At 63.6% G+C, this 19873-nt stretch carries 16 protein-coding genes; 12 read left to right on the plus strand and 4 right to left on the minus strand.

The features are described from left to right. Positions 1–114: 114 nt before the first annotated feature. Both F6X39_RS20210 and F6X39_RS20215 read right to left on the minus strand, forming a co-directional pair. Positions 115–507 (minus strand): SRPBCC family protein, encoded by a 393-nt coding sequence (locus F6X39_RS20210; protein WP_090803201.1) that lies wholly within the window; start codon positions 505–507, stop codon positions 115–117. A 98-nt stretch (positions 508–605) separates the two neighbouring features. After that, the gene (locus tag F6X39_RS20215; RefSeq protein WP_187617859.1) at positions 606–1424 is read right to left on the minus strand and encodes a crotonase/enoyl-CoA hydratase family protein; all 819 of its coding nucleotides are present in this window, start codon (positions 1422–1424) and stop codon (positions 606–608) included. A 139-nt stretch (positions 1425–1563) separates the two neighbouring features. Between F6X39_RS20215 and F6X39_RS20220 the strand changes: the two genes are divergently transcribed. Continuing rightward, positions 1564–2145 (plus strand): plasmid fertility inhibition factor family protein, encoded by a 582-nt coding sequence (locus F6X39_RS20220; RefSeq protein ID WP_187617860.1) that lies wholly within the window; start codon positions 1564–1566, stop codon positions 2143–2145. Positions 2146–2189: 44 nt separating this feature from the next. On the opposite strand, the gene F6X39_RS20225 is transcribed toward F6X39_RS20220, so the two are convergent. Then, entirely contained in the window at positions 2190–3185 is a 996-nt protein-coding gene (locus tag F6X39_RS20225; RefSeq protein ID WP_018419530.1) for a 2-hydroxyacid dehydrogenase, read from the minus strand. A 223-nt stretch (positions 3186–3408) separates the two neighbouring features. Between F6X39_RS20225 and F6X39_RS20230 the strand changes: the two genes are divergently transcribed. The 5 genes from F6X39_RS20230 (at position 3409) to F6X39_RS20250 (ending at position 9912) form a co-directional block, all read left to right on the plus strand. Then, positions 3409–4632: a pyridoxal-phosphate-dependent aminotransferase family protein gene (locus F6X39_RS20230; protein WP_184062225.1), complete on the plus strand. Its 1224-nt coding sequence runs from the start codon at positions 3409–3411 to the stop codon at positions 4630–4632. Between the two features lie 718 nt (positions 4633–5350). Continuing rightward, positions 5351–6340 carry a carboxylate--amine ligase gene (locus F6X39_RS20235; protein WP_262414751.1) on the plus strand — a complete coding sequence of 330 codons (990 nt, stop codon included), beginning with the start codon at positions 5351–5353 and terminating at the stop codon, positions 6338–6340. Between the two features lie 35 nt (positions 6341–6375). Further along, positions 6376–7629, plus strand: coding sequence for an FAD-dependent oxidoreductase (locus tag F6X39_RS20240; RefSeq protein WP_187617862.1), 1254 nt, complete (start codon positions 6376–6378; stop codon positions 7627–7629). A 61-nt stretch (positions 7630–7690) separates the two neighbouring features. After that, positions 7691–8575 (plus strand): polysaccharide deacetylase family protein, encoded by an 885-nt coding sequence (locus F6X39_RS20245; protein ID WP_187617876.1) that lies wholly within the window; start codon positions 7691–7693, stop codon positions 8573–8575. Positions 8576–8667: 92 nt separating this feature from the next. Further along, on the plus strand, positions 8668–9912 hold the full coding sequence (locus tag F6X39_RS20250; protein WP_187617863.1) for a glycosyltransferase: 1245 nt from the start codon (positions 8668–8670) through the stop codon (positions 9910–9912). A gap of 463 nt (positions 9913–10375) precedes the next feature. Here the strand turns inward: F6X39_RS20250 and F6X39_RS20255 are convergent, their stop codons facing one another. Next, positions 10376–10759: a hypothetical protein gene (locus tag F6X39_RS20255; protein ID WP_090803213.1), complete on the minus strand. Its 384-nt coding sequence runs from the start codon at positions 10757–10759 to the stop codon at positions 10376–10378. Between the two features lie 220 nt (positions 10760–10979). On the opposite strand from F6X39_RS20255, the gene F6X39_RS20260 reads away from it, so the two are divergent. From F6X39_RS20260 to F6X39_RS20285, 6 genes are all read left to right on the plus strand, one after another. Continuing rightward, a complete protein-coding gene (locus F6X39_RS20260; protein WP_187617864.1) occupies positions 10980–13199 on the plus strand; it encodes a GNVR domain-containing protein in 2220 nt (739 codons plus the stop codon). Positions 13200–13341: 142 nt separating this feature from the next. Then, positions 13342–14442, plus strand: coding sequence for a glycosyltransferase (locus F6X39_RS20265; RefSeq protein WP_187617865.1), 1101 nt, complete (start codon positions 13342–13344; stop codon positions 14440–14442). Between the two features lie 4 nt (positions 14443–14446). Beyond that, entirely contained in the window at positions 14447–15652 is a 1206-nt protein-coding gene (locus tag F6X39_RS20270; protein ID WP_187617866.1) for a hypothetical protein, read from the plus strand. Between the two features lie 157 nt (positions 15653–15809). After that, complete coding sequence (locus tag F6X39_RS20275) at positions 15810–16724, plus strand: glycosyltransferase family 2 protein (protein WP_184034281.1); 915 nt, start codon at positions 15810–15812, stop codon at positions 16722–16724. A gap of 58 nt (positions 16725–16782) precedes the next feature. After that, the gene (locus tag F6X39_RS20280) at positions 16783–18519 is read left to right on the plus strand and encodes a hypothetical protein (RefSeq protein ID WP_187617867.1); all 1737 of its coding nucleotides are present in this window, start codon (positions 16783–16785) and stop codon (positions 18517–18519) included. A 31-nt stretch (positions 18520–18550) separates the two neighbouring features. Further along, positions 18551–19840: an oligosaccharide flippase family protein gene (locus tag F6X39_RS20285; RefSeq protein WP_184062216.1), complete on the plus strand. Its 1290-nt coding sequence runs from the start codon at positions 18551–18553 to the stop codon at positions 19838–19840. Positions 19841–19873: the final 33 nt, after the last annotated feature.

Consider the following 19873-nt stretch of genomic DNA (forward strand, 5'->3'; position numbering starts at 1 on the left):
GGATAGGGAAAAACAGTAGGGGATTCTACCTAAGTCAAATCTGGCTTGCAGGCTGTCCGGAAAGTGTTGTTTTTTGTGGAACGCGGCGGCGGAGCCCGAGCCGCCGGGCGGCGTTCAGCGCCGCGCGAGGTTGCGCCCGAGTGCCGCGCAGCCCGCATCCGTCAGCGCTTCGACCACGTTGCTGCGATCGTCGGGCTTGAAGTCGGCGATCCAGATCACGCGGCAATGTGCGGACGTGTCCGCCACGACCTGCAGCGTCGCATGATGATGCTCGAAGCGCCCGCCGCCCACCGAGTAGGCGAGCCGCATGTGGGCATCGTCGACGGCAATCACGCGTTCCTCGACCACGGTGCCGTCGGCGAAGGTGACCCAGCGCAGGTCGCCTTCCATGCGCGCCGCGATCAGCACGCCCGCGAATACGCGGGCGACCCCGGCGGGATCGCGCAGCGCGGCCCATGCATCGGCCGCGGTGGTTGCCACGGCGATTTCCCGGTAGATCGTCGCCATCGCACTTCCTCCTGTTCGTTTCGGTAAACCAGGTCTCGTGCGCGCGGGGGTGTCGCAACCGGCGATTGCAAACCTGTCACCGATCGCGCGTTGCCGACTTATCCGCGATCCGCGTCGAACGCGTCGCCATGACGGCCCGCGCCGGACGCAAAGCGCGCCGCGCCCGCCACGCCTTCGGCGAAGACCGCCGCGTAGCCGCCCGCGCCTTCGCGCCGCAATGCCTCGGCGAGATCGTCCAGCGTGCTGTTCTCGAGCGCGGAGCGACGATCGGCGAGCAGCGCCGCCTGCGGAAACGCGGCGAGCTCCGCGGCCAGTTGCTCGGCGGCCGCGCGCGCTTCGCCCTTCGGCACCACGCGGTTGGCGAGCCCGAACGAAAGCGCCTCGCGCGCATCGACCGCGCGGCCGGTCAGGATCAGATCGAGCGCACGCGACAGACCGATCAGTCGCGGCAGCCGGATCGTGCCGCCGTCGATCAGCGGAATGCCGACACGCCGGCAGAACACGCCGAGCACCGCATCTTCCTCGACGACGCGCAGGTCGCACATCGCGGCAAGCTCGAGCCCACCCGCCACCGCATAGCCGGCGATCGCGGCGATCACCGGCTTGCTGAAATGCATGCGCGTCGGTCCCATTGGACCGGGGCCGCTGCCGTCCGCATGCAACTCGTTGCGGCGCGCGTCGTCGGCAAACGCGCTGAGGTCCGCGCCCGCGCAAAACGTGCCGCCCGCGCCGAACAGCACGGCCGCGCGCCACGCGGGCTCCGCCTCGAAGCGGCTGAACGCGGCGCTCAACGCATCGGCCACCTGGCGATCGACCGCGTTGCGCTGCGCGGGCCTCTCCAGCACGATCGTAGCGACGCCGTTGCCGTCATTCGACTCGATTCGCACATGGTTATTGAAATATTGGTTGGCTATCATCGTTATGTACTTAAGGGTACCTGAAGGTCGCTGCTGGCCTGTTGATCCGGCAGTGTTGCAGCACGCTCATGCAGCGTAATTAATCCGGTGAGTTGTCATGTTTCCATCACATCCGGCTCGTAGCGTTAGCGCTCTATTGATGCGCTGGCGTCCTGTCGCCAGCTTGCCGAGCCTACCTTTGTCCTTGCCTTTGCCCAATTCATCGCCGGCCTCCGCGCCAGCCTGCGCCGGAACGGTGTGGGTCGTGCCGTTGCAGGACCACTCGTGGTACGACCATGTGCGCCTGAAGCGCGTCTTCGTCGCCGACGGCACACGTCACCAGGTCGTGCTCGTCGATCTGCGCAAGCTGCTCGTGTGCGCGGATCGCGACAACACCGATTACGTGCTGAAGCCAGTCGCCGAATGGCACTCGGGTAAGGTCCGCGGCATTCGCGAGTTTCTCGATCCCGACAGCCCGCGCATTCCGCAGATGCCGTACGTGACGATCTCCACGCGTCGCGCGCCGGGATTGCTCGGCTGGGTCGGCATCGAGCGCGAGGGGGTGGTGGCGTTTCGCAACGGCCAGCATCGCGCGCGCTATCTGGCCGAGGCGGGCGCGCGCTGGTGTCCGGTCGAAGTGCACGAGCGCGAGGCGGGATTGCTGCGTGAGCTGTGCGGCGCGGCCGATGATGCCCGCACCGCGATTCGCGCGACCCAATCGGGCAGCGACAGCGACGTCTAACTTTCGTGGTCCGCGGCAATTCGCGTACGCCACGGTTATCACGGCTACCCCGCCTGCACGACGTTGCGCGGCGTGCCCGCCTGCCACGCCGCGATGTTCGCGAGCGTGGTCTGCGCGATCTCGGTCATCGCCTCGCGTGTGAAGAACGCCTGGTGCGCGGTGACGATCACGTTCGGAAACATCAACAGACGCGCGAGCACGTCGTCCTGTAGCGGCAGATTCGAATGATCCTCGAAGAAGATGCCGCCTTCTTCCTCGTACACGTCGAGCCCGAGATGGCCGAGCTGGCCGTCCTTCAACGCGCCGATCAGTGCGTTCGCCTCGACGAGCCCGCCGCGCCCGGTGTTGATCAGCATCGCGCCGCGCTTCATCTTCGCCAGCGCGGCGCGGTCGATCAGGTGATAGGTGTCGGGCAACAGCGGGCAATGCAGACTGACGACGTCCGATTCGGCGAGCAAGGTATCGAGCGGCACGTAGCGCGCGCCGAGGGCGAGCAGTTCGTCGGCCGGCGGCCCCGGATCGTAGGCGAGCACCTGCATGCCGAAGCCCGCCATGATGCGCGCGAATACCCGGCCGATGATGCCCGCGCCGATCACGCCGACCGTCTTGCCATGCAGGTCGAAGCCGAGCAGCCCATGCAGCGAGAAGTCGCCTTCGCGCGTGCGCGCGACCGCACGCGGCAGGCGCCGGTTCAGCGCGAGAATCAGCCCGGCCGCATGTTCGGCGACCGCGTACGGCGAGTAGGCCGGCACGCGTGCGACCGGCATGCCGAGCCGCTCGGCCGCCGCGAGGTCGACGTGATTGAAGCCCGCCGAGCGCAGCGCGATCATGCGCGTGCCGCCCGCATGAAGCCGTTCGAGCGTGGCGGCGTCGACGCTGTCGTTGACGAATGGGCAGACCACGTCGTAGCCATGCGCGAGGATCGCGGTCTCGCTGTCGAGAGGGGATTCCTGGAAATGCAGTTCATAGCCATGCGCGGCATTGGCCTCGGTGAATGTATCGACGTCGTATTGACGACTGCTGAACAGGATCGTGCGCATATCGGGCTCCGAAGAAGCTGTTTCTCGATGTTAGGCGACTTCGCGAATGAAAGAGTAGGGTGATGTGGTGAACGCGGGTACCGCTCGCGCATGACGGCTGGCTACCTTGGCCAAAAAACTTGCGCGATCGTGCGGTTCGGTGAATGATCGGACGAACGGCCTCGAGCGGCGTGCCTGCCGCGAGGCCGTTCGTTCCTTTGCGCTTCACATTCATATACCGATCATGCCGACTTCAACCTCCACTACCGTTGCTTCGTCCGTCCCCTGTCCAATTGTCGAATCACTCGACGCCATCCTTCCCGAAGAACCGCTGCTGATGATGGGCGCCGGCCCCGTGCCGATTCCCGCCGCGGTCGCGAAGGCCAATGCGATCGTGATCAACCATCTGGGCGGCACGATGGCGAAGGTGGTGAACCAGGTGAAAACGATGGCGCGCTACGTGTTCCAAACGCAGTCGAAGTGGGTGCTCGGCGTCGCGGGACCGGGATCGGGCGCGATGGAGATGGCGATCTCCAATCTCGCGTGGGAAGGCACGCGCATGCTGTGCATCAAGAACGGCTTCTTCAGCGACCGCATGGGCGAAATGGGCCGGCGCGTCGGCGCGCGCGTGAGCATGCTCGAAGTCGCGGACCGCACGGTCGCGAGTCTCGACCAGATCGCCGACGCGCTGCGCCGCGAGCGTCCCGAGGTCGTCACGGTCGTGCAGGGCGAGACCTCGAACACCGTGTGGAATCATCATCTGAAAGACATCGCCGCGCTTGCGAAGGAAGCGGGCGCGCTCGTGATCGTCGACGCCGTCTGCACGCTGAGCACGATGCCGCTCGAAATGGATACCTGGGGCATCGACGCGGTGATCACCGGCGGTCAGAAGGGCTTGTCATCGATTCCGGGCGTGTCGCTGATTGCGTTTTCAGACGCGGCCTGGGCGCGCGTCAAAGGCCGCACGGCGCCCAATACGCACTGGTGCCTCGATGCGTCGCTGGCGGAAAACTTCTGGCACAACGCCGGGTATCACTACACGGCGCCGGTGTCGGGCGTGCTCGCGCTGCACGAGGCGCTGCGGCTCGTCTGCGCGGAGACGCTGGAGAAGCGCTTCGCGCGCCATCTGAAATGCTCGCTCGCGTTGCAACAAGGCGTCACCGCGATGGGCCTGCAACTGTATGCGCCGGAGAATTGCCGCCTGAATTCGGTGGTCGGCATCGACGTGCCGGACGGCCTCAGTCCCGCCGACGTCTGCGCGCATATCTCGCGGCAGCATCAGGTGGAAATCTCCGGCTCGTTCGGTCTGCCGATCGTGCGTATCGGCCAGATGGGCGAACAGTGCCGCGAGCACAACCTGTTTCGCACCGTGCATGCGCTGGGCCGCACGATGGTCGATCTCGGCGTCAACGTCGATCTGCCGGCGGGTGTCGCGGCGCTCGAGCGCGGCTTGAGCGAAGGTAAATAAGCATTTTCCGATGCGCTACGAATAGCATTCGCAGCGCGTATCTTTTGTGCGATCCAGCACTTTATAGTCCCATTAGAAAGTTTTTTCCCGCCATTATTGCGTTGCAATAAATTAATGCTTCGCAACCTTTTTACATAACAATGGCGAAATCTCCGAAACCCTTACGGAATAAGGCTCTGCGCCTTTCTAAAGGGTTTTCTTCCTTTCTTACTTTCTATTGTTCTCTGTGCGCCGGCGCACGTATCGAGATCAGGCCGAAACGTAAAGTAGGTCAAGGCAAGAGCAGCGCAATGCTCACGCTGCGGTAAATCGCAAGACCATGATTCGACACACGGCGCGTGCCAGGACGTGCCTGCCGCGCTCATGCATGCATGCCGCCGGAACCAAGCTTTAACGCCAAAGCGCCCCCGCGAGGCGACAAAAAAGGATTTCTATCCGATTCGATAATTCGATCGCGTGGAGTCTCGAAGACTGTCTTCGAGGGTCCACGCACGTACGAAGCAAGGATATCGACACTATGGCGAGCGCATACGACTCAGGTCAATCGGCAGGGGTTATCGTTGGAGCAGAGTTGAACGGACTGGGGGTGGCGCGATCGCTCGCGCAGGCCCGCGTTCCGGTTATCGCAGTCGATACGAGGACCCGCGCGGCGACGTGGTGCCGACACGTTCATGCGCATCAGGTAAAGAGTTTTGTCGGGAAAATATTCGTTGATGAAATGATCGAACTCGGCAAGCGGTTCGATCGTCTGCCAGTTCTGATTCTGACCGACGAAGACGCGGTGCATGCGGTGTCGGAAAATCGGGCGGCTTTGTCGCACTGGTATCGGTTCCGCTTGCCGGCCGACGACACCGTCAAGATGTTGTCGAGCAAGGCGCGCTTTCACGAATTCGCGCAGCGGCATGGCTTTCCGGTGCCGCGCTCGGTCGTGCTCGACAAGCTTGCCGACATCGAAAGGCTGGCCGAATTGCGCTACCCGTGCGTGCTGAAACCGGACGACAAGCGCAACGTGCTGCGCGGCGAGAAAGAACGCGCGGTGCGCGTCGACATGCTGCAGCATGCACGCGATCGCGCTATCGCGATGCTCGCGACGCCGGGTGGCATCATCGCGCAGGAGTGGATCGAGGGGCCTGACAGCAACATCCACTTCACGCTGTTCTATCGCGGCGCCGACGGCAACATGGTCAGCATGTTCACCGGCCGCAAGGTGTTGAGCTCGCCGCCGGGTGTCGGCAATACCGCGATCTGCGTGGCCGCGCCCGAAGCGCGCGCGACGCTCGAACCGCTGACGCGGCGCTTCGCCGAGCTGGCCGGTTTCGACGGCATGGGCAGTATCGAGTACAAGTGGGACGACAACTACAACGAGTTCGTGATGGTCGAGCCCACGGTCGGCCGCACGGACTGGCAGGAGGAGATCGCGACGCTGTGCGGCGTCAACATTCCGCTTGCCGCGTACCGGCATGAACTCGGCCTGCCATTGCCCGTCGAGCGCCTGAGCCGGCAACCGGTCGCGTGGCGCGCGACGTTTTCCGACCGGCCGCCGCCCGAATTGCTGAGCGAGCGCACGAAAATTTTCGATGGCTATTTCCGCTGGAACGACCCGTTCCCAGCGTTGCAGCACTATGTCGTGATGAATCCGCTGCGACGCATGAAGCGCAGCTGGAAAAAAGCGATCAGGGCGCCCGAGTCGCGTCAGGCCAAAGCCTGACGCTGGCAACGAATGCCGTTCCCCTGGAGACCAGCATGTCTTTGACCGATACCATCATCATTGGCGCGGGGCCCTACGGGTCATCTCTTGCCGCGCATCTGAAGGCCGCCGGCGTGGATCACCAGATCCTCGGGGAACCGATGGGAGCGTGGCGCAACTACATGCCGCCCGGCATGCTGCTGCGCTCCGAGGCTTTCGCGTCGAGCCTGCACGCGCCGCGCAGCGGCTTTACCGTCGAAGACTACTGCCGCCTGACAGGGCTGCCTTACCAACCGCTCGGCATGGCGCTGCCGCTCGAAACCTTCGTCGAGTACGGGCTGTGGTTCCAGGCGAATCTGGTCGGCGAAATCCAGCCGGTCGACGTGCTCGCATTGCGCCGCGTCGGCGATCAGTTCCGGCTGTCGCTCAGCGACGGCCGCTCGCTCGCCGCGCGCAGAGTCGTGATCGCGCTCGGCCTGAAGGGCTTCGCGCAAACCCCGCCGGCGCTGCGGGACTTGCCGGCGCGATATGCGTCGCATTCGGAGCTGTATGGGACCCTCGAGTGGGCGCGCGGCAAGGACATTGCGATCGTCGGCGGCGGGCAGTCGGCGCTCGGGCTGTCCGCGCTGCTCAACGAGCTCGGCGCGCGCGCCCATGTGCTGATGCGCGAGAGCAGCGTGGTGTGGCACGAGCGGCCGCAGGGCGGTCGCAACATCCTGTCGCGCATCAAGGGGCCCGACGCGGGACTGGGGCGCGGCTGGCGCTCGCTGTTCCTGTCCGAGTTTCCCGGCGTGTTCCACATGCTCGACCCGCGACGCCGCAAGCAGATCATGGAGCACACGTACGGCGCGTCCGGCGCGTGGTGGCTGCACGATCGCGTGGTCGGCAAGGTGCAGATCTCGCATCGCACCGTGGTGCGCTCCGCGGCGATCGAAAACGACCGCGTCGTACTGAACGTGCTGAGCGATGGCAAGCAAGCGCGGGTGAGCGCCGATCACGTGATCGCCGCGACCGGTTTCAAAACCGACATGCGGCAGCACGCGTTCCTGTCCCAAGATCTGGCCGACGCGATTTCGAATCAGGGCGGCTTGCCCGACCTGACGTCGCACTACGAAACGCGCGTGCGCGGCCTCTATGTGATCGGACCCGCGTGCGCGCACAGCTTCGGGCCCGTGATGCGCTTCGTCTATGGAACCAAGCACGCGTCGCCGACCGTGGCGCGGCACATCATCGGTTCGTTGAAAGCGGGTGCGCGGCAACGCACGTGGCCCGTCGCCCATGCACCCATGCCGGAGCGCTCAGGTGAATAAAACCCAAGCAACGGGCGCGCCTGCGCGCTCGCACCTGTCCGACAGCTACCGCGGGCGCCGCATGAAGCGCTACAAGATGCTCGTGAAGGAGATGCTCGCGGGCTTCGTCTTGATTTCGGGTCTCGCGTGGTTCACGCGCAAGGTGCTGTGGCGCGATCGCGTGGCCGTGCTGCTTTATCACGATCCCGATCCGGACACGCTCGACCGTCACCTGACTTATCTCCGCAAGCTGTGCGAGTTCGTGCCGTTGACCGACGTCAGCGCGCCCGGCCGCGGCCGGCCACGCGTGGCGATCACGCTCGACGACGGCCACGCGGGCAACGCGAAGCTGTTGCCGGTGTTCATCAAGCACAACGTGCGCCCGACGATCTTCCTGTGCAGCCGCATCGTCGGACGGCCGCGCAGTCACTGGTGGCTGCATCCGGGCTCGCTGCGCGTCGGCCATGAACGTCTGAAGCGGATGACGAACGACGAGCGCCTCGCCGCGCTGGCGGCCCAAGGCTACCAGCAGGACGGCGATGACCGGCCGACCGGCCTGTCGATCGAAGCGATGCAGGCGATGCGCGAGCACATCGACTTCCAGGCGCATACGCGCTTCCATCCGATCCTCACGCATTGCAGCGACGCTGAAAGCGAGGCCGAAATCCGCGATAGCCGCCATGAGATCGCGGCGCTGCTGCAACAACCGTGCGAGCACTTCGCGTATCCGAACGGCAATTACGGCGAACGCGAAGTGGCGTTCGTGCGGGCCGCGGGCTTCAAAACCGCGCGCACCTGCGACATCGGCTGGAACGATCAGCACACCGATCCGTACCGGCTGCGCACGATCATCATCGACGATGCGGCATCGACGCTGCGCTTCGCGGCGCAATTGAGCGGCATTGCGCTGTTTCTGCGCTATCTGCGCGAGGGTGGAGGCTGGCGCGGCAAGTTTCCGCAGTTTTGAACAGAGGGAGCGCCTGGACGAAGCGATTCGTCCGGGCAACGCCGTCCGGCTGTTTCGCGAGACGGCACGAGGGGCATACGACAGGAGGGGACATGCAGCGCTGCAGGGTACTGGTGATCAACGATTACGCGCACATGGGCGGCGCGGAAGTGGTCTATCAACAATCGGCCGAGCTGTTGGGCACGCTGCCCGGCGTCGAGGTCGAGCGTTTCGACGATAGCCAGTTTTCCGCGCGCTCGACGATGCTGTCGCGCTCCTGGAACACGACCGCCGCGCGCGCGCTCGAAAAGGCGCTGCATCGTTTCCGGCCGCATCGGCTGATGGTGCACAACTACCACAACGTGCTGTCGCCTTCGATTCTCAGCGTGATCGCGCGGCACGAGCGTCAGTTCGGTTATCGCGCGTATCACACCTGCCACGACTATCACCTCGTCTACTACAACCCGTCGCTGCAGTACTTCGACAAGGATAAGCGTCCGATCATTCTGCCGCTCGATGTGCTGCGCACGCGCGCGGTCTTCACGTTGCGGCCGACGCCGAAGGGCCTCGTGCACGATCTGATGACGAAGGCGTGGTGGCACGCGGTGCGCGCGGCCTATCAGCCCGCGCGCGTGTTCGACAGGATCTTGTGTCCGAGCCTGTTCATGCAGCAGGCGCTGCATCGCGTCGGCATCGAGAATACGGTCATCGTGCACAATCCGTCGGCGGTGCCGAGCGCGATGCCAATCGTTACGGTGCGTGACAAGGAGCGCTTCAACATCGCGTTCGTCGGACGGATCTCGCCGGAGAAAGGCCTGCTGCAATTTCTGACGCTCTGCGAGGCGACGGGCTTCGAGCGCATCAATTGCATCGGCGTGTACGGCGACGGCCCGGACCGCGCGGCGATCGAGCAGCGCTACGCGTCGCTGATCGCACAGCGCAAGCTGATTCTGTTCGGCACGATGCCGCAGCAGCAGTTGTTTCCCGCCATGCGCGAGTTCGCCGATGCGGTGGTCGTGCCGTCGGTGGGCGCGGAGAACGCGCCGCTCGTCGTGATCGAGGCGGCGATGCTCGGTCTGCCGGTGCTGGTTCGCGATGGCGGCAGCATGGCGGTGACCGCGGAATCGGTCGGCAACAAGATCAAGTTCAAGTTCGATCCGGGCAGTCTGAAACAGGCGCTCGGCGAACTCGCCATTCATCTGGCCGATGAGCACAGAAAGTACGACGTCGAAGAATATCTGCCCGAGCATTACGCGCGTCGTCTGGCTGAAATCATGCACATCGGCGAAAGTTCGACGCACGTCGCGTCGTCGCGCCGTCGCGCGCGCTATGCGGATAATCCGCGTCCGGCGCCCTGAAAATAGTCGGCGCTGATTGTGGCAAACGGCGTGTATATCCATGCCGTTATCGTCGCTTTAAACGCGTGTTTTTTATCGCGTGATTTGTCTGAAGCAATCCTGTAGCAATCGGCTTTTGTGTGCGCTGCCGAACGTTGTAAGGACGGGCTCTCTGAATATTATGATCGCCAAGGAAAGGCATTTTATCGAGCGCTGAAGCGCGTGGCTCGAAAGAGTAAACGAAGCCGCGGTGACGGCGCGGAGTTGGCGATGACCGGCTCAATGGGTCGGCGAAAAAGCCAGACTCATCAGAACAAAAGCATGTGCATGTCGTGAGCGTTTGCGTGGAAAAACGGCGGACGAGACGCGGCTAATCGGGGAATCTTCGCGACCGGGCCCGGCAGTCAGTTCAAACCAAACAGGAATGTGGCCGCAAGCGGCCACATCGGCGATACGGGGGGTCCAGACGGTGATGCGCTACAGCTCAGCGCACGCTGTACGGATCGGCGGTCTCGGGAGACGCGTAGGTCTGGTCTGAATTCCACAAATCGCTGCCGTAGGGGTCCGCTGAGTTCTTGCCGCGGACAGGCTGTGCAACGCTTGTACGTTTCTGCTTCGGAAGGCTGTTTTTCGTTTGGGTGTACACGTTGGGCGCGACATAGCGGTTCTTTTTAGCGTACGCGAAATCCGACGAGGAGCCGTAGAGCGTGGTGGAACTGGCCGCATGAGGCGTCATCGCGTCGAGTTGCGAGTGTTTGGCGACATAACTCGGCGCATAAGCCGAAGAGGCGGCGGACACGATGCTCTGGGCGTAACCCACCTGGGCGCTCAGCAATACGGGCATTACGGCGGCAAGAAGCTTTTTCATTTCGGGATCCGTAAGAAAGCATGTGATGCGATGTTAGGGAAAAGAGCCGACCTCGCATAGGCGCTGTTACACACAAAGGTAGCCGATGTGGCGTAAATCAGCTACCCCCGTCCGATCGAGGCGGTCAGCTCGCTGGACACGGGCGTGACTGGATGCGGCGACGTGCCGGTCCCGGCGCCGAGAACAAGTGGCAAACCGTCGAGACTTTGGGAGAACTCGCATGAACCAAGGCAGTGCACCATTCGATAGCCGGAACAACAACAGCGAACATGCGCCGGCAGGCTTCGCGAATTATCTGGATGCGCTGTACGACAATCGCAAGCTGATTGCCATCACGACGGCCATCGCGGTCGCGCTCGGCATCGCCTATTCGGTGTTCTCCCAACCCGTGTATCGCGCGGACATTCTGGTGCAGGTCGAGGAGAACGCGGGTACCTCGTCCAGGAGCGTGATCGGCGACGTGTCCGCGATGTTCGACGTGAAGACCGCGACGTCAGGCGAGGCACAGGTGATCGGCTCGCGCATGGTGGTGGGCCGCGCGGTCGACAAGCTCAATCTCGACATCGAAGCGGCGCCGCGCTACTTCCCGCTGTTCGGCCGCTGGCTCGCCCGTCATTCCGATCACCTGTCGACGCCGGGACCGCACGGCTACGTGTACGGCAACGAGCGCATCACGGTGTCGAAATTCGACGTCCCCGAAGAGCTATTCGACCGTCCGTTCGTGCTGAAGATGGGCGAGGGATCGAGCTACGAGTTGCAATACGGCAAGCTGAAGCTCGAAGGCACGGTCGGCCAACCGCTGAGCGCGACGACCAACTACGGGCCGCTCACGCTCGTCGTCGACCGGATCGAGGCGAAGCCCGGCGCGACCTTCGAAGTGCGGCGCCAATCCGCGCTGACGACGACCGAAAAGCTGCGCAAGGAACTGACGATCTCGGAAAAAGGCAAGGAATCGGACATCCTCGGCGTGTCGCTCGAAGGCAGCGATCCGAAGAAGATCAGCGCGATTCTCGCGACCATCGCTGGCGAATACGTGAGCCAGAACCTGAAGCGCAAATCCGAGGAAGCGGAGCGTTCGATCCGTTTCCTCGAAATACAGCTTCCGGAAATGCGCCAGCAGCTTTCCGCTTCGGAAACGCGCTTCAACGACTTCCGCGCGAAGCATGGCACCGTCGATCTCGGCGAGGAAGCGACCAACCTGCTGCAACTGTCGGTTCAGGCGCAGACGCGGCTCGCGGAACTTCAACAGAAGCGCAATGAACTGCTGACGCGCTTCACCGACCAGCATCCGGCCGTGCAGTCGGTCAACGCGCAGTTGCATGCGGCGCAACAGGAAGCGAAAGATCTCGCGAGCCGGACGCAATCGCTGCCGCCGCTCGAGCAGAACGTGCTGCGCCTGCAGCGCGACGTGCAGGTCGGCACCGAGCTCGATACGTCGCTGCGCAATACGCTCGAACAGCTGAAGCTGATCAAGGCGGGCAAGTCCGGCAACGTGCGCATCGTCGACGGCGCCGTCGCGCCCGATACGCCGGTGCGGCCCAAGCCGCTGCTGATCATCATCGGCGCGCTGATGCTGGGCGTGTTCGTCGGCTCGGTGATCGCGCTCGTGCGTCAACGTCTGTTCGACGCGATCGACGATCCGTACGAAGTCGAGCTGCGCACCGGTTTGCCGGTCTACGCGAGCGTGCCGTTCAGCCGTCAGGAAGAGCGGTTCGCGCACAGCCGTCGCCGTCCGGAATCGAAGGCGCTCGTGCTTGCGGGCGAAGCGGTGATCGATCCGGCCATCGAAAGTCTGCGTGGCTTTCGCACCGCGCTCGAATTCACGATGACCAAGGCGCGCAACCATATCGTGCTGATCACGGGCCCGACGCCGGGCATCGGCAAGTCGTTCGTGTCGCTGAATCTCGCCGCGGTAATCGGTGCGACCGGCAAGCGCGTCCTGCTGATCGACGGCGACCTGCGTCGCGGCTTCCTGCATCGGCATCTCGGCGGCGATCGCGGTCCTGGCCTCACCGATCTGATCCAGGGCGCGTACCGTCCCGAAGAGCTGATTCGCGCGACCCGTTTCCAGGGTGTCGACTTCATCGCGAGCGGCCGCCAGGTGGCGAGCCCGAGCGACGTGCTGTCGAACACACGGCTCGACGCGGTGCTGCGCCAGGTCGCGACCGGCTACGACGTCGTGCTGCTCGACGGACCGCCGGTGCTGCTCGCCGCGGATGCGGTCCGGCTCGCCTGCGTGGCAGGTACGACGTTCTTCGTCGCGCGTCAGGGTGTCACGGGCATCGGCGAGCTGCGCGAGTCGGTCCGCCAGATGCAGAAGGTCGGCCTGCCGGTGCGCGGCGTGATCATGAACGGACTGCGGATGCGGCCGGGACGCTACAGCTACGGCTACGGACGCTATCGCTACGCGGCCTACATCTACAAACCGTACGACAGATAAGCCCGGGCGCCTGGTTCGCGACGCGCCCGCGGTGCGGGGCGTAGCGCCCGACTGGACCGATCAGAACAGCAACATGGCAATGCGAAGGGATCTTACGGCCGCGCCTGCCGAGCGCATACCGTACAGGCAAGGGACTACCCGGATGAAACAGCTATTTGTCACGCCTTTTCTGCCTCAGAAAAACGCGCCGCAAGCTGGCCACCGTTTGGCCTACGACTACCTGATCAAACTGAGCGCGGAATCGGAGCTCGACGTGCTGATCGTGTCGCGCGTGCCGGTCGACGAAAAAGCCATCGAGTTTCGCGCGAACGTGCGCAACGTGTACATCCAGTACGTGAGCCGGTTCGACCTGATTCCGTCGTTCCTCGCGAATCCGCTGACTTTTTCACCGCGCCTGTTCTCGCGGTATAAGCCCGCGATCGGCAAGTTCCTCTGCGAGCTCGTCGACCGGAACCGATACGACACCGTGCGGCTCGAGTTCTCGCAATGCTTTGCGTATGCCCAGAATCTGCGCGAGCGTTTCTACGACCGCGTGAAGATCGTGATGTGCGCGCATGACTTGCAGATCCAGGTCATATTGCGCGTCAAGTCCATCGAAGGATGGCTGTTCACCCGGCAGACCTTCATGCTCGAGCAGCGTCTGCTGAAGCTGGCCGACAAGGTGCTCGTGCTGTCCAGCAAGGACGCGCAGCTGATCAACGGCCTGTACCCCGGGGTCGGCGCGTTGCAGGTCGTGCCGATCTCACTGCCGGCGTTTCTGAAGGAAGTGCGGCGCTCGAAAGACACGGTCGAGAAAGGCAACATCCTGTTCTGGGGGGCGATGCAACGCCGTGAGAACGAAGAGGCGCTGCTCAATTTCATCGACACGATTTTTCTGCCGCTGCGCCGGCGTGGTCTGCTACTGAAGCTGTTCGTGGTCGGCTCCGATCCGAGCGACCGCGTAAAGCGCCTGAATAGCGACGATATTTGCGTGACCGGCTTCGTCGAAAATCCGGGCAAGTACTTCGAGTCCGCCGATATCGGCGTGGTGCCGCTGCTGTCGGGCGCCGGCGTCAAGCTCAAGACGCTCGAAATGCTCGCGGCGAAACTGCCGGTCGTCTCGACGCCGCTCGGCGCGGAAGGCGTCGAGCACGACGGCACCTTGCTCAACGTCTGCGAAATCGATGAGTTCCAGGACGTGATCGAGCGCATCTACCGCGGTGATCCGGTCAACGTCAACGCCTCCGTGGCGTATCAGGCCTGACGCCATGATCGCAACCATCGCCTATCTGCTGGCCGTCGTGCTGTGTGCCTCGCGCGGCGTGCTCGAGTATCTGATCGGCAAGGACGCCGCCTATCTGATCCAGGTCGGCGGTATCGTCGGGCTGCTCGTGTGGTACATCTCGCCGACGGCGATCGCCGCTTACTTCCGCGACGAAGGACGCCTGTCGTTCGGCTTCCTCGTGGGCATGCTGTTCTCGACCGGGCTGTCGATCGTCGCGACGCTCGCGCTCACCGGTGAGTTCGGGCCGTCCTATCTGTTCGTCTTCATCTTCACGCTGTTCATCTACTTCTACGCGATCTCGAACTATCAGAGGCGCTTCGTGCAGCCGCGCGTCGCCTATGCGGGGCTCGTGCTGATCGCGCTGATCGAGGCGGGTGTCGCGCTCGCGCAGCAGCAGAACGTCTTCCCGATCGATCTGCCCGGCGCGACGTACGGCTTCGACAATCTGCGTGCGCCGTCGCTGACCGGCAGCTATCTGCACTACCCGCTGTTCGTCGCGATTGCCGCGTCGCTGTGCGGCGTCGACTATCTGGTGCGCAAGAACGTGCTGTCGGGCCTCGCGTGCGCGGTGCTCAGCTTCGCGATTTTCTCGGCGCTGTCGCGCAGCGGCATGCTGATCATTCTCGGCACGTTCGGGCTCGCGTTCGTGCAAGCGCCGATCCAGTTCATCACGAGAAACGCGAAACTGATCGTTGCCACCGTGTTCGCGACGATGGCAATCATGATTTTCGGCGTCGCCGTGAGCAGTCAGAACGATAGTGTCGTCAACGTCGGCACCGAACGGATCATAGGCGCGACCGATCTGCAATCGGACGGCAACGACGGCCGCACCGAAGCATGGGAAAAGGCCAAGTCGCTCGTATTGCCGGTCAACGTGATCGCCGGCACGTACTTTGGGCTCGTCACGAACTCGGCACCCGAGCCGGTGAAACAGGAGTTCGGCGTCGTCGAATCGAGCGTGCTGCAGCAGATTCTGAATATCGGCCTGATGGGCGCGATCTTCTATTACGGCGTGCTGATATCGGTGACGAAACTCGCGAGCGGCGCGAGCCGGATTTCGTTGTGCATGTGGGCCGCTTTATTTCAAACGCTCTTCTATCAATCGATCGAAGTGATTCCGTTTGTCTTCATCCTGATGACATTGCCGGTGTTCGATTACGTGGGCGGACCGCGTCCAAACAGCACGTAGCGAACCAGAAGGCAGTGCGCTCCAGATCGTCTGCATCGCGCGGACGAGCAGTGGGTAGTCGGTAGTGCGCGCGAACAGCGCGAAGCAAGGTGCAAGAACCAGAAAGCCGTGTTTGGGGGTAATTCCACGAACACCAGATGTAAAGCAGGAGGTGGGGATGAACCTGAAGGGAATGTTTAGCGTGGTGATCGTCAATTACAACACGCCAAAACTGGTCGGAAATTGCGTGCGCTCCGTACTAGAACTTTCGATTGCGGATAAGGAGGACATCGTCGTGGTGGACAACGCTTCACCCGACAATTCGTTTTCCTATCTGAGGGAGACGCTTCCGACGGGAGTGAGGCTCGTCAAAACGTCGATCAATCGCGGCTTCGGAGCCGGCGTCAATTTCGGCATGGTCGGTTGTCTGCGCGAACTCGTGCTCGTGCTGAACCCGGACACCTATTTCGTCGATACATCGCTCGAAAACGCGGTGCAGTTGTTCAGAACGGAGAAGGATGTCGGCCTCGTCGGTCTCGATCTGATCTATCCGGATGGCGAGCGGCAGTTTTCCGCGCGGCGCTTTTATTCGGTGCTCGACATACTCGGCCGGCGTTCGCCGCTCGGGCGGCTCGGCGCGTTCAAGCGCCGCATCGACAACCACATGATGCGCGAAGCGTGGGCCGCGGGCACGCCGTTCGAGGCCGACTGGGTGCTGGGCACGGGCTTTATCGTGCGGCGCGCGTTATTCGGCGAACTCGGCGGCATGGACGAACACTTCTTTCTCTATATGGAGGACGTCGATTTTTGCGCGCGCATCTGGCAGGCGGGCTACCGCGTGCTGTGCGTGCCGGGCGCGCGACTCACGCACGAGCATCAGCGTGCGTCGGCAGCGGGCTTCCTGAGCAAGGCGGGGCGCCGGCATATGAACAGCTTGTGGCGTTTCAGCCGCAAGTATCGTGTGCCGCTGTTCAGACCGCCAGGCGTGCAGGGCCTGAGTCGCAGCGCGAAGGCGCGTGCGGTGCCGGTCCCCATGACCGTGAGCGCGCGTCCGGCGGCCGCCGAGCAGGGGCAAAGCATCACGGTGGACTGATGCCTGTCGATGTCTCGACGTGAAAAAAGAATGGAGTAACGCAATGGGGGAAGGCTAGATGAAAACCCGGCGACAGGCGCTCAAGACGTTCCTGCTCGGCGGCCTGGCCGGGGCCAGTGCAAGCACAGCCGATCTGGGCATCGCGCGCGCGACGGGGCACGCGCTGCGCGAGCGCGGCGCGTTCGCGAGTATGGGCAACGGCGCGGGCGACGGCGTCGGCGGCATCCTGCGCGTCGCCGCGTCCGTGCCCGAGCGTGCCGCATCGGAACCGGTTGCGCCGAGCTATCTGAAGACGCTCAGCGACATCGTCGCGGGACTCGAGGTCAGCGTCGCGCGCTTCGTCGATCCGCACCGGCTGGCGGCGATCCAGCGCGGCGCGTCCGGTTACGACTGCGGCGCTGAACTCAGGGAAGCGTTCGCGAGCGGTGCGCGCGGGTTGTATCTGCCGCGCGGCATCTGGCGTTACACCGGCGACCTGACCACCGCGAACGGCTCGAGACTGCGCGGCGACGGCGGCGGCGAATACGTGGTGATCACCGACATCGCGATGGGGGCGACCGTGCTGGAGAGACAGGACTCGGGCGGCCCGAGGTCGGCGGCGCTGACGCTGGGCGACTCGGCGTTCGTCGAGCATGTGCAGGTGCGGCCCGCGCATTACGACAAGGTCATCTACTACCTCGCCAACTATCCGGCGCACACCGGCAACACGGCGATCGGCATCCACTTCGGTACGTCGGCCGGGGCGAGTCGTTGCACGGCGATCGGTTTTTCGCGCGCGGGCTACGAACTCGGCGTCACCTCGACGCTCGAGCGCTGCTATGCGTACATGTGCGAGCGCGGCTTCTACGCGACCGAGCACACCGACGGCTCGCTGATCAATTGCATCGGCATGTTCTGCCATACGGCCGGCGCCGATATCGTCGACAACTTCTGGCAGGTGATCGGCGGACGCTGGGAATGGAACGCGCGACACGGCGTGATTCTCGGCGCGGAGTCGCTGATCGTCGGCGCGGTGTTCGATCGCAATGGCTGTGCCGGCGTCTATATGAAGAGCGGCAACTGGGGCAAGGTGGTGAACGGCAATTACTTCTCGCGCAACGGTTGCGGCGGCGACGGCAAGATCGGCCGCTGGAAATTCTCGACGCGCGGCCATCCGTCGTACCTCGATGTGCCGCCCGGTCAGAGTTGCCACATCCAGATCGATTACCAGCAGGGGGCGACGATCGTCGGCAATCGCTACCGTCCCGGCCAGGACGACGAGAACGCCGGCTGCGACGGCCCGCAGTTCGTGTACGGCAGTTCGACCGCGCCGGGCAGCACACCGCTCGACGGCATCACGATTCAGGGCAATTTCGGCGATCGCGCGGGTGACACGATCGTCGGTTACGCCAAGGCGTATCCGGGCGGCGGCGCGATCGCGGGCGGCAAGGACGCGAGCCTCGTGCATGCGCTGAATCTCGGCGTCGGCTACGAACGCGGCGGCGTCGCGGCGGCGCTGCATTGCGGAAACCAGACCGTGTCGCAGGAGACGACGCGCATCGCGGTCAACGTGCTGCGCTCGACCTCGGGCCGCGTGGTGTTGCGCGCGGCCACACGCGGCCATGCTCTACTCGCCGAAATCCTGTTCGCAACCGACGCATCCGACGCCAACTACAAGACCGTGGTAAGCAATCTGATCGGCAATGCGGTGAAGAGCGCGGTGTTGAACGCAAATGGCGAAGACGATCGCTACAACAAGATCGATATCGCACTAAGTGAACCTGCTTTCGTGTCGTATTCTGTTTTTTCGACCTGAGTTTTAACCGCCTACTGCAAACAGGACGATTGTGTCGACGAGAAACGTCATCATCGCGCTGTATTCGGTGTACGCACTGAACTACGTGCTGCCGCTCGTTACGTTGCCGTATCTGTCGCACGTACTTGGGCCGGCCGGGTTGGGCGTGATCGGTTACGCGCAATCGATTTCGCAGATTCTTCTCGTCATCGTCGACTTCGGCTTCGGCCTGTCGAGCGCGCGCAAGGTGGCGGTGCACATCGATAACCCGGAGGTCGTGAACCGCATCTACTGGTCGACCACGATCGGCCGCGCGATTCTCGCGCTGCTGTGCTCGCTGGTGCTGGTCGGCTGGGCCTTCGCCGCGCACATGTCGCCGCAGGAGCGCGGTGCGACGCTGCTGGGCTCGCTCGTGATCTGGGGCGGCGTGCTGACGCCCGGCTGCTTCTACGAAGGCACACAGCGCCTGCCGGTGCTCGCGGGCACGCTGCTCGCGACGCGCGTGGGTCTGCTGATTCCGCTGTTCCTGTTCGTGAGGACTCGCGACGACGTGATGCTCGCGGCCGCTTTGCAATATGCGCCGACCTTCGTGTGCGGCGTGATCCTGATGGGCGCGCTGATCTGGAAGCGCGAGATCCTGCTGACCGTGCGGGTCAGTTGGGCCGACGTGATGGCCGAGGCGAAAGAGGCGTATCACATCTTTCTCGGTTCGGCGCTGACGTCCGTGTACATGTACGCGAACGTGATCATGCTGCGCATGATCAGCGGCCCGGGCGCGGTCGGCTATTACGTGGCGGCCGAGCGACTCACCAACGCGCTACGCGCGTGCACGGCGCCGGCCATCCAGGCGTTCTTTCCGAAGATCTGCGTCGCTTACGAGCGCAACGACATCGCCTATATCCACAAGGTCAACCGCGGCTTCATGGTCGCGTTCGCGGCGTCGGCGGTGCTGATTCTGGTCGGCTTTACGGTGCTCGGCGAATGGTTCGTCGGACGTTTTCTCGGCGAGGCGTTCGGCGAGACGTTCCGCATTTTGCGCATTCTCGTGTTCGTGCCGGCGATCGTCGGCATGACGACGACCCAGGTGATGCTGACGATCATCGCGTCGGGCAATCAGTCGTTGCTGAAGCGGATCTATATCTACGGCGCGCTGTTCCATCTGGTGCAGGCACCGATCAGCATCTACTTCTGGGGCGGTGTCGGCACCGCGTGCTCGGTGGCCGCCACCGAGCTGTTCATGCTGATCGGCGTGTACAACGTGTCGAGCCGAATCAATCACGGCCAGATCGCGGTGCGCGCGCAGACGACGATCAAGCAGGAGATGGCGGCGGAGAGAGATTAGCCGCGAGGATGGACAGCGGGATCGAATGGCCGC

The organism is Paraburkholderia sp. UCT2 (genome assembly GCF_014397665.1).
Taxonomy (GTDB): Bacteria; Pseudomonadota; Gammaproteobacteria; order Burkholderiales; family Burkholderiaceae; genus Paraburkholderia; species Paraburkholderia tuberum.

Bases quoted from the DNA above. Each gene is read 5' to 3' on its own strand.
- F6X39_RS20275 (WP_184034281.1), top strand. From the start codon at position 15,810: ATGAACCTGAAGGGAATGTTTAGCGTGGTGATCGTCAATTACAACACG.
- F6X39_RS20220 (WP_187617860.1), top strand. From the start codon at position 1,564: ATGCGCTGGCGTCCTGTCGCCAGCTTGCCGAGCCTACCTTTGTCCTTG.
- F6X39_RS20270 (WP_187617866.1), top strand. From the start codon at position 14,447: ATGATCGCAACCATCGCCTATCTGCTGGCCGTCGTGCTGTGTGCCTCG.
- F6X39_RS20225 (WP_018419530.1), bottom strand. From the start codon at position 3,185: ATGCGCACGATCCTGTTCAGCAGTCGTCAATACGACGTCGATACATTC.
- F6X39_RS20280 (WP_187617867.1), top strand. From the start codon at position 16,783: ATGAAAACCCGGCGACAGGCGCTCAAGACGTTCCTGCTCGGCGGCCTG.
- F6X39_RS20255 (WP_090803213.1), bottom strand. From the start codon at position 10,759: ATGAAAAAGCTTCTTGCCGCCGTAATGCCCGTATTGCTGAGCGCCCAG.
- F6X39_RS20230 (WP_184062225.1), top strand. From the start codon at position 3,409: ATGCCGACTTCAACCTCCACTACCGTTGCTTCGTCCGTCCCCTGTCCA.
- F6X39_RS20245 (WP_187617876.1), top strand. From the start codon at position 7,691: ATGAAGCGCTACAAGATGCTCGTGAAGGAGATGCTCGCGGGCTTCGTC.
- F6X39_RS20235 (WP_262414751.1), top strand. From the start codon at position 5,351: ATGATCGAACTCGGCAAGCGGTTCGATCGTCTGCCAGTTCTGATTCTG.
- F6X39_RS20210 (WP_090803201.1), bottom strand. From the start codon at position 507: ATGGCGACGATCTACCGGGAAATCGCCGTGGCAACCACCGCGGCCGAT.
- F6X39_RS20260 (WP_187617864.1), top strand. From the start codon at position 10,980: ATGAACCAAGGCAGTGCACCATTCGATAGCCGGAACAACAACAGCGAA.
- F6X39_RS20250 (WP_187617863.1), top strand. From the start codon at position 8,668: ATGCAGCGCTGCAGGGTACTGGTGATCAACGATTACGCGCACATGGGC.
- F6X39_RS20215 (WP_187617859.1), bottom strand. From the start codon at position 1,424: ATGATAGCCAACCAATATTTCAATAACCATGTGCGAATCGAGTCGAAT.
- F6X39_RS20240 (WP_187617862.1), top strand. From the start codon at position 6,376: ATGTCTTTGACCGATACCATCATCATTGGCGCGGGGCCCTACGGGTCA.
- F6X39_RS20265 (WP_187617865.1), top strand. From the start codon at position 13,342: ATGAAACAGCTATTTGTCACGCCTTTTCTGCCTCAGAAAAACGCGCCG.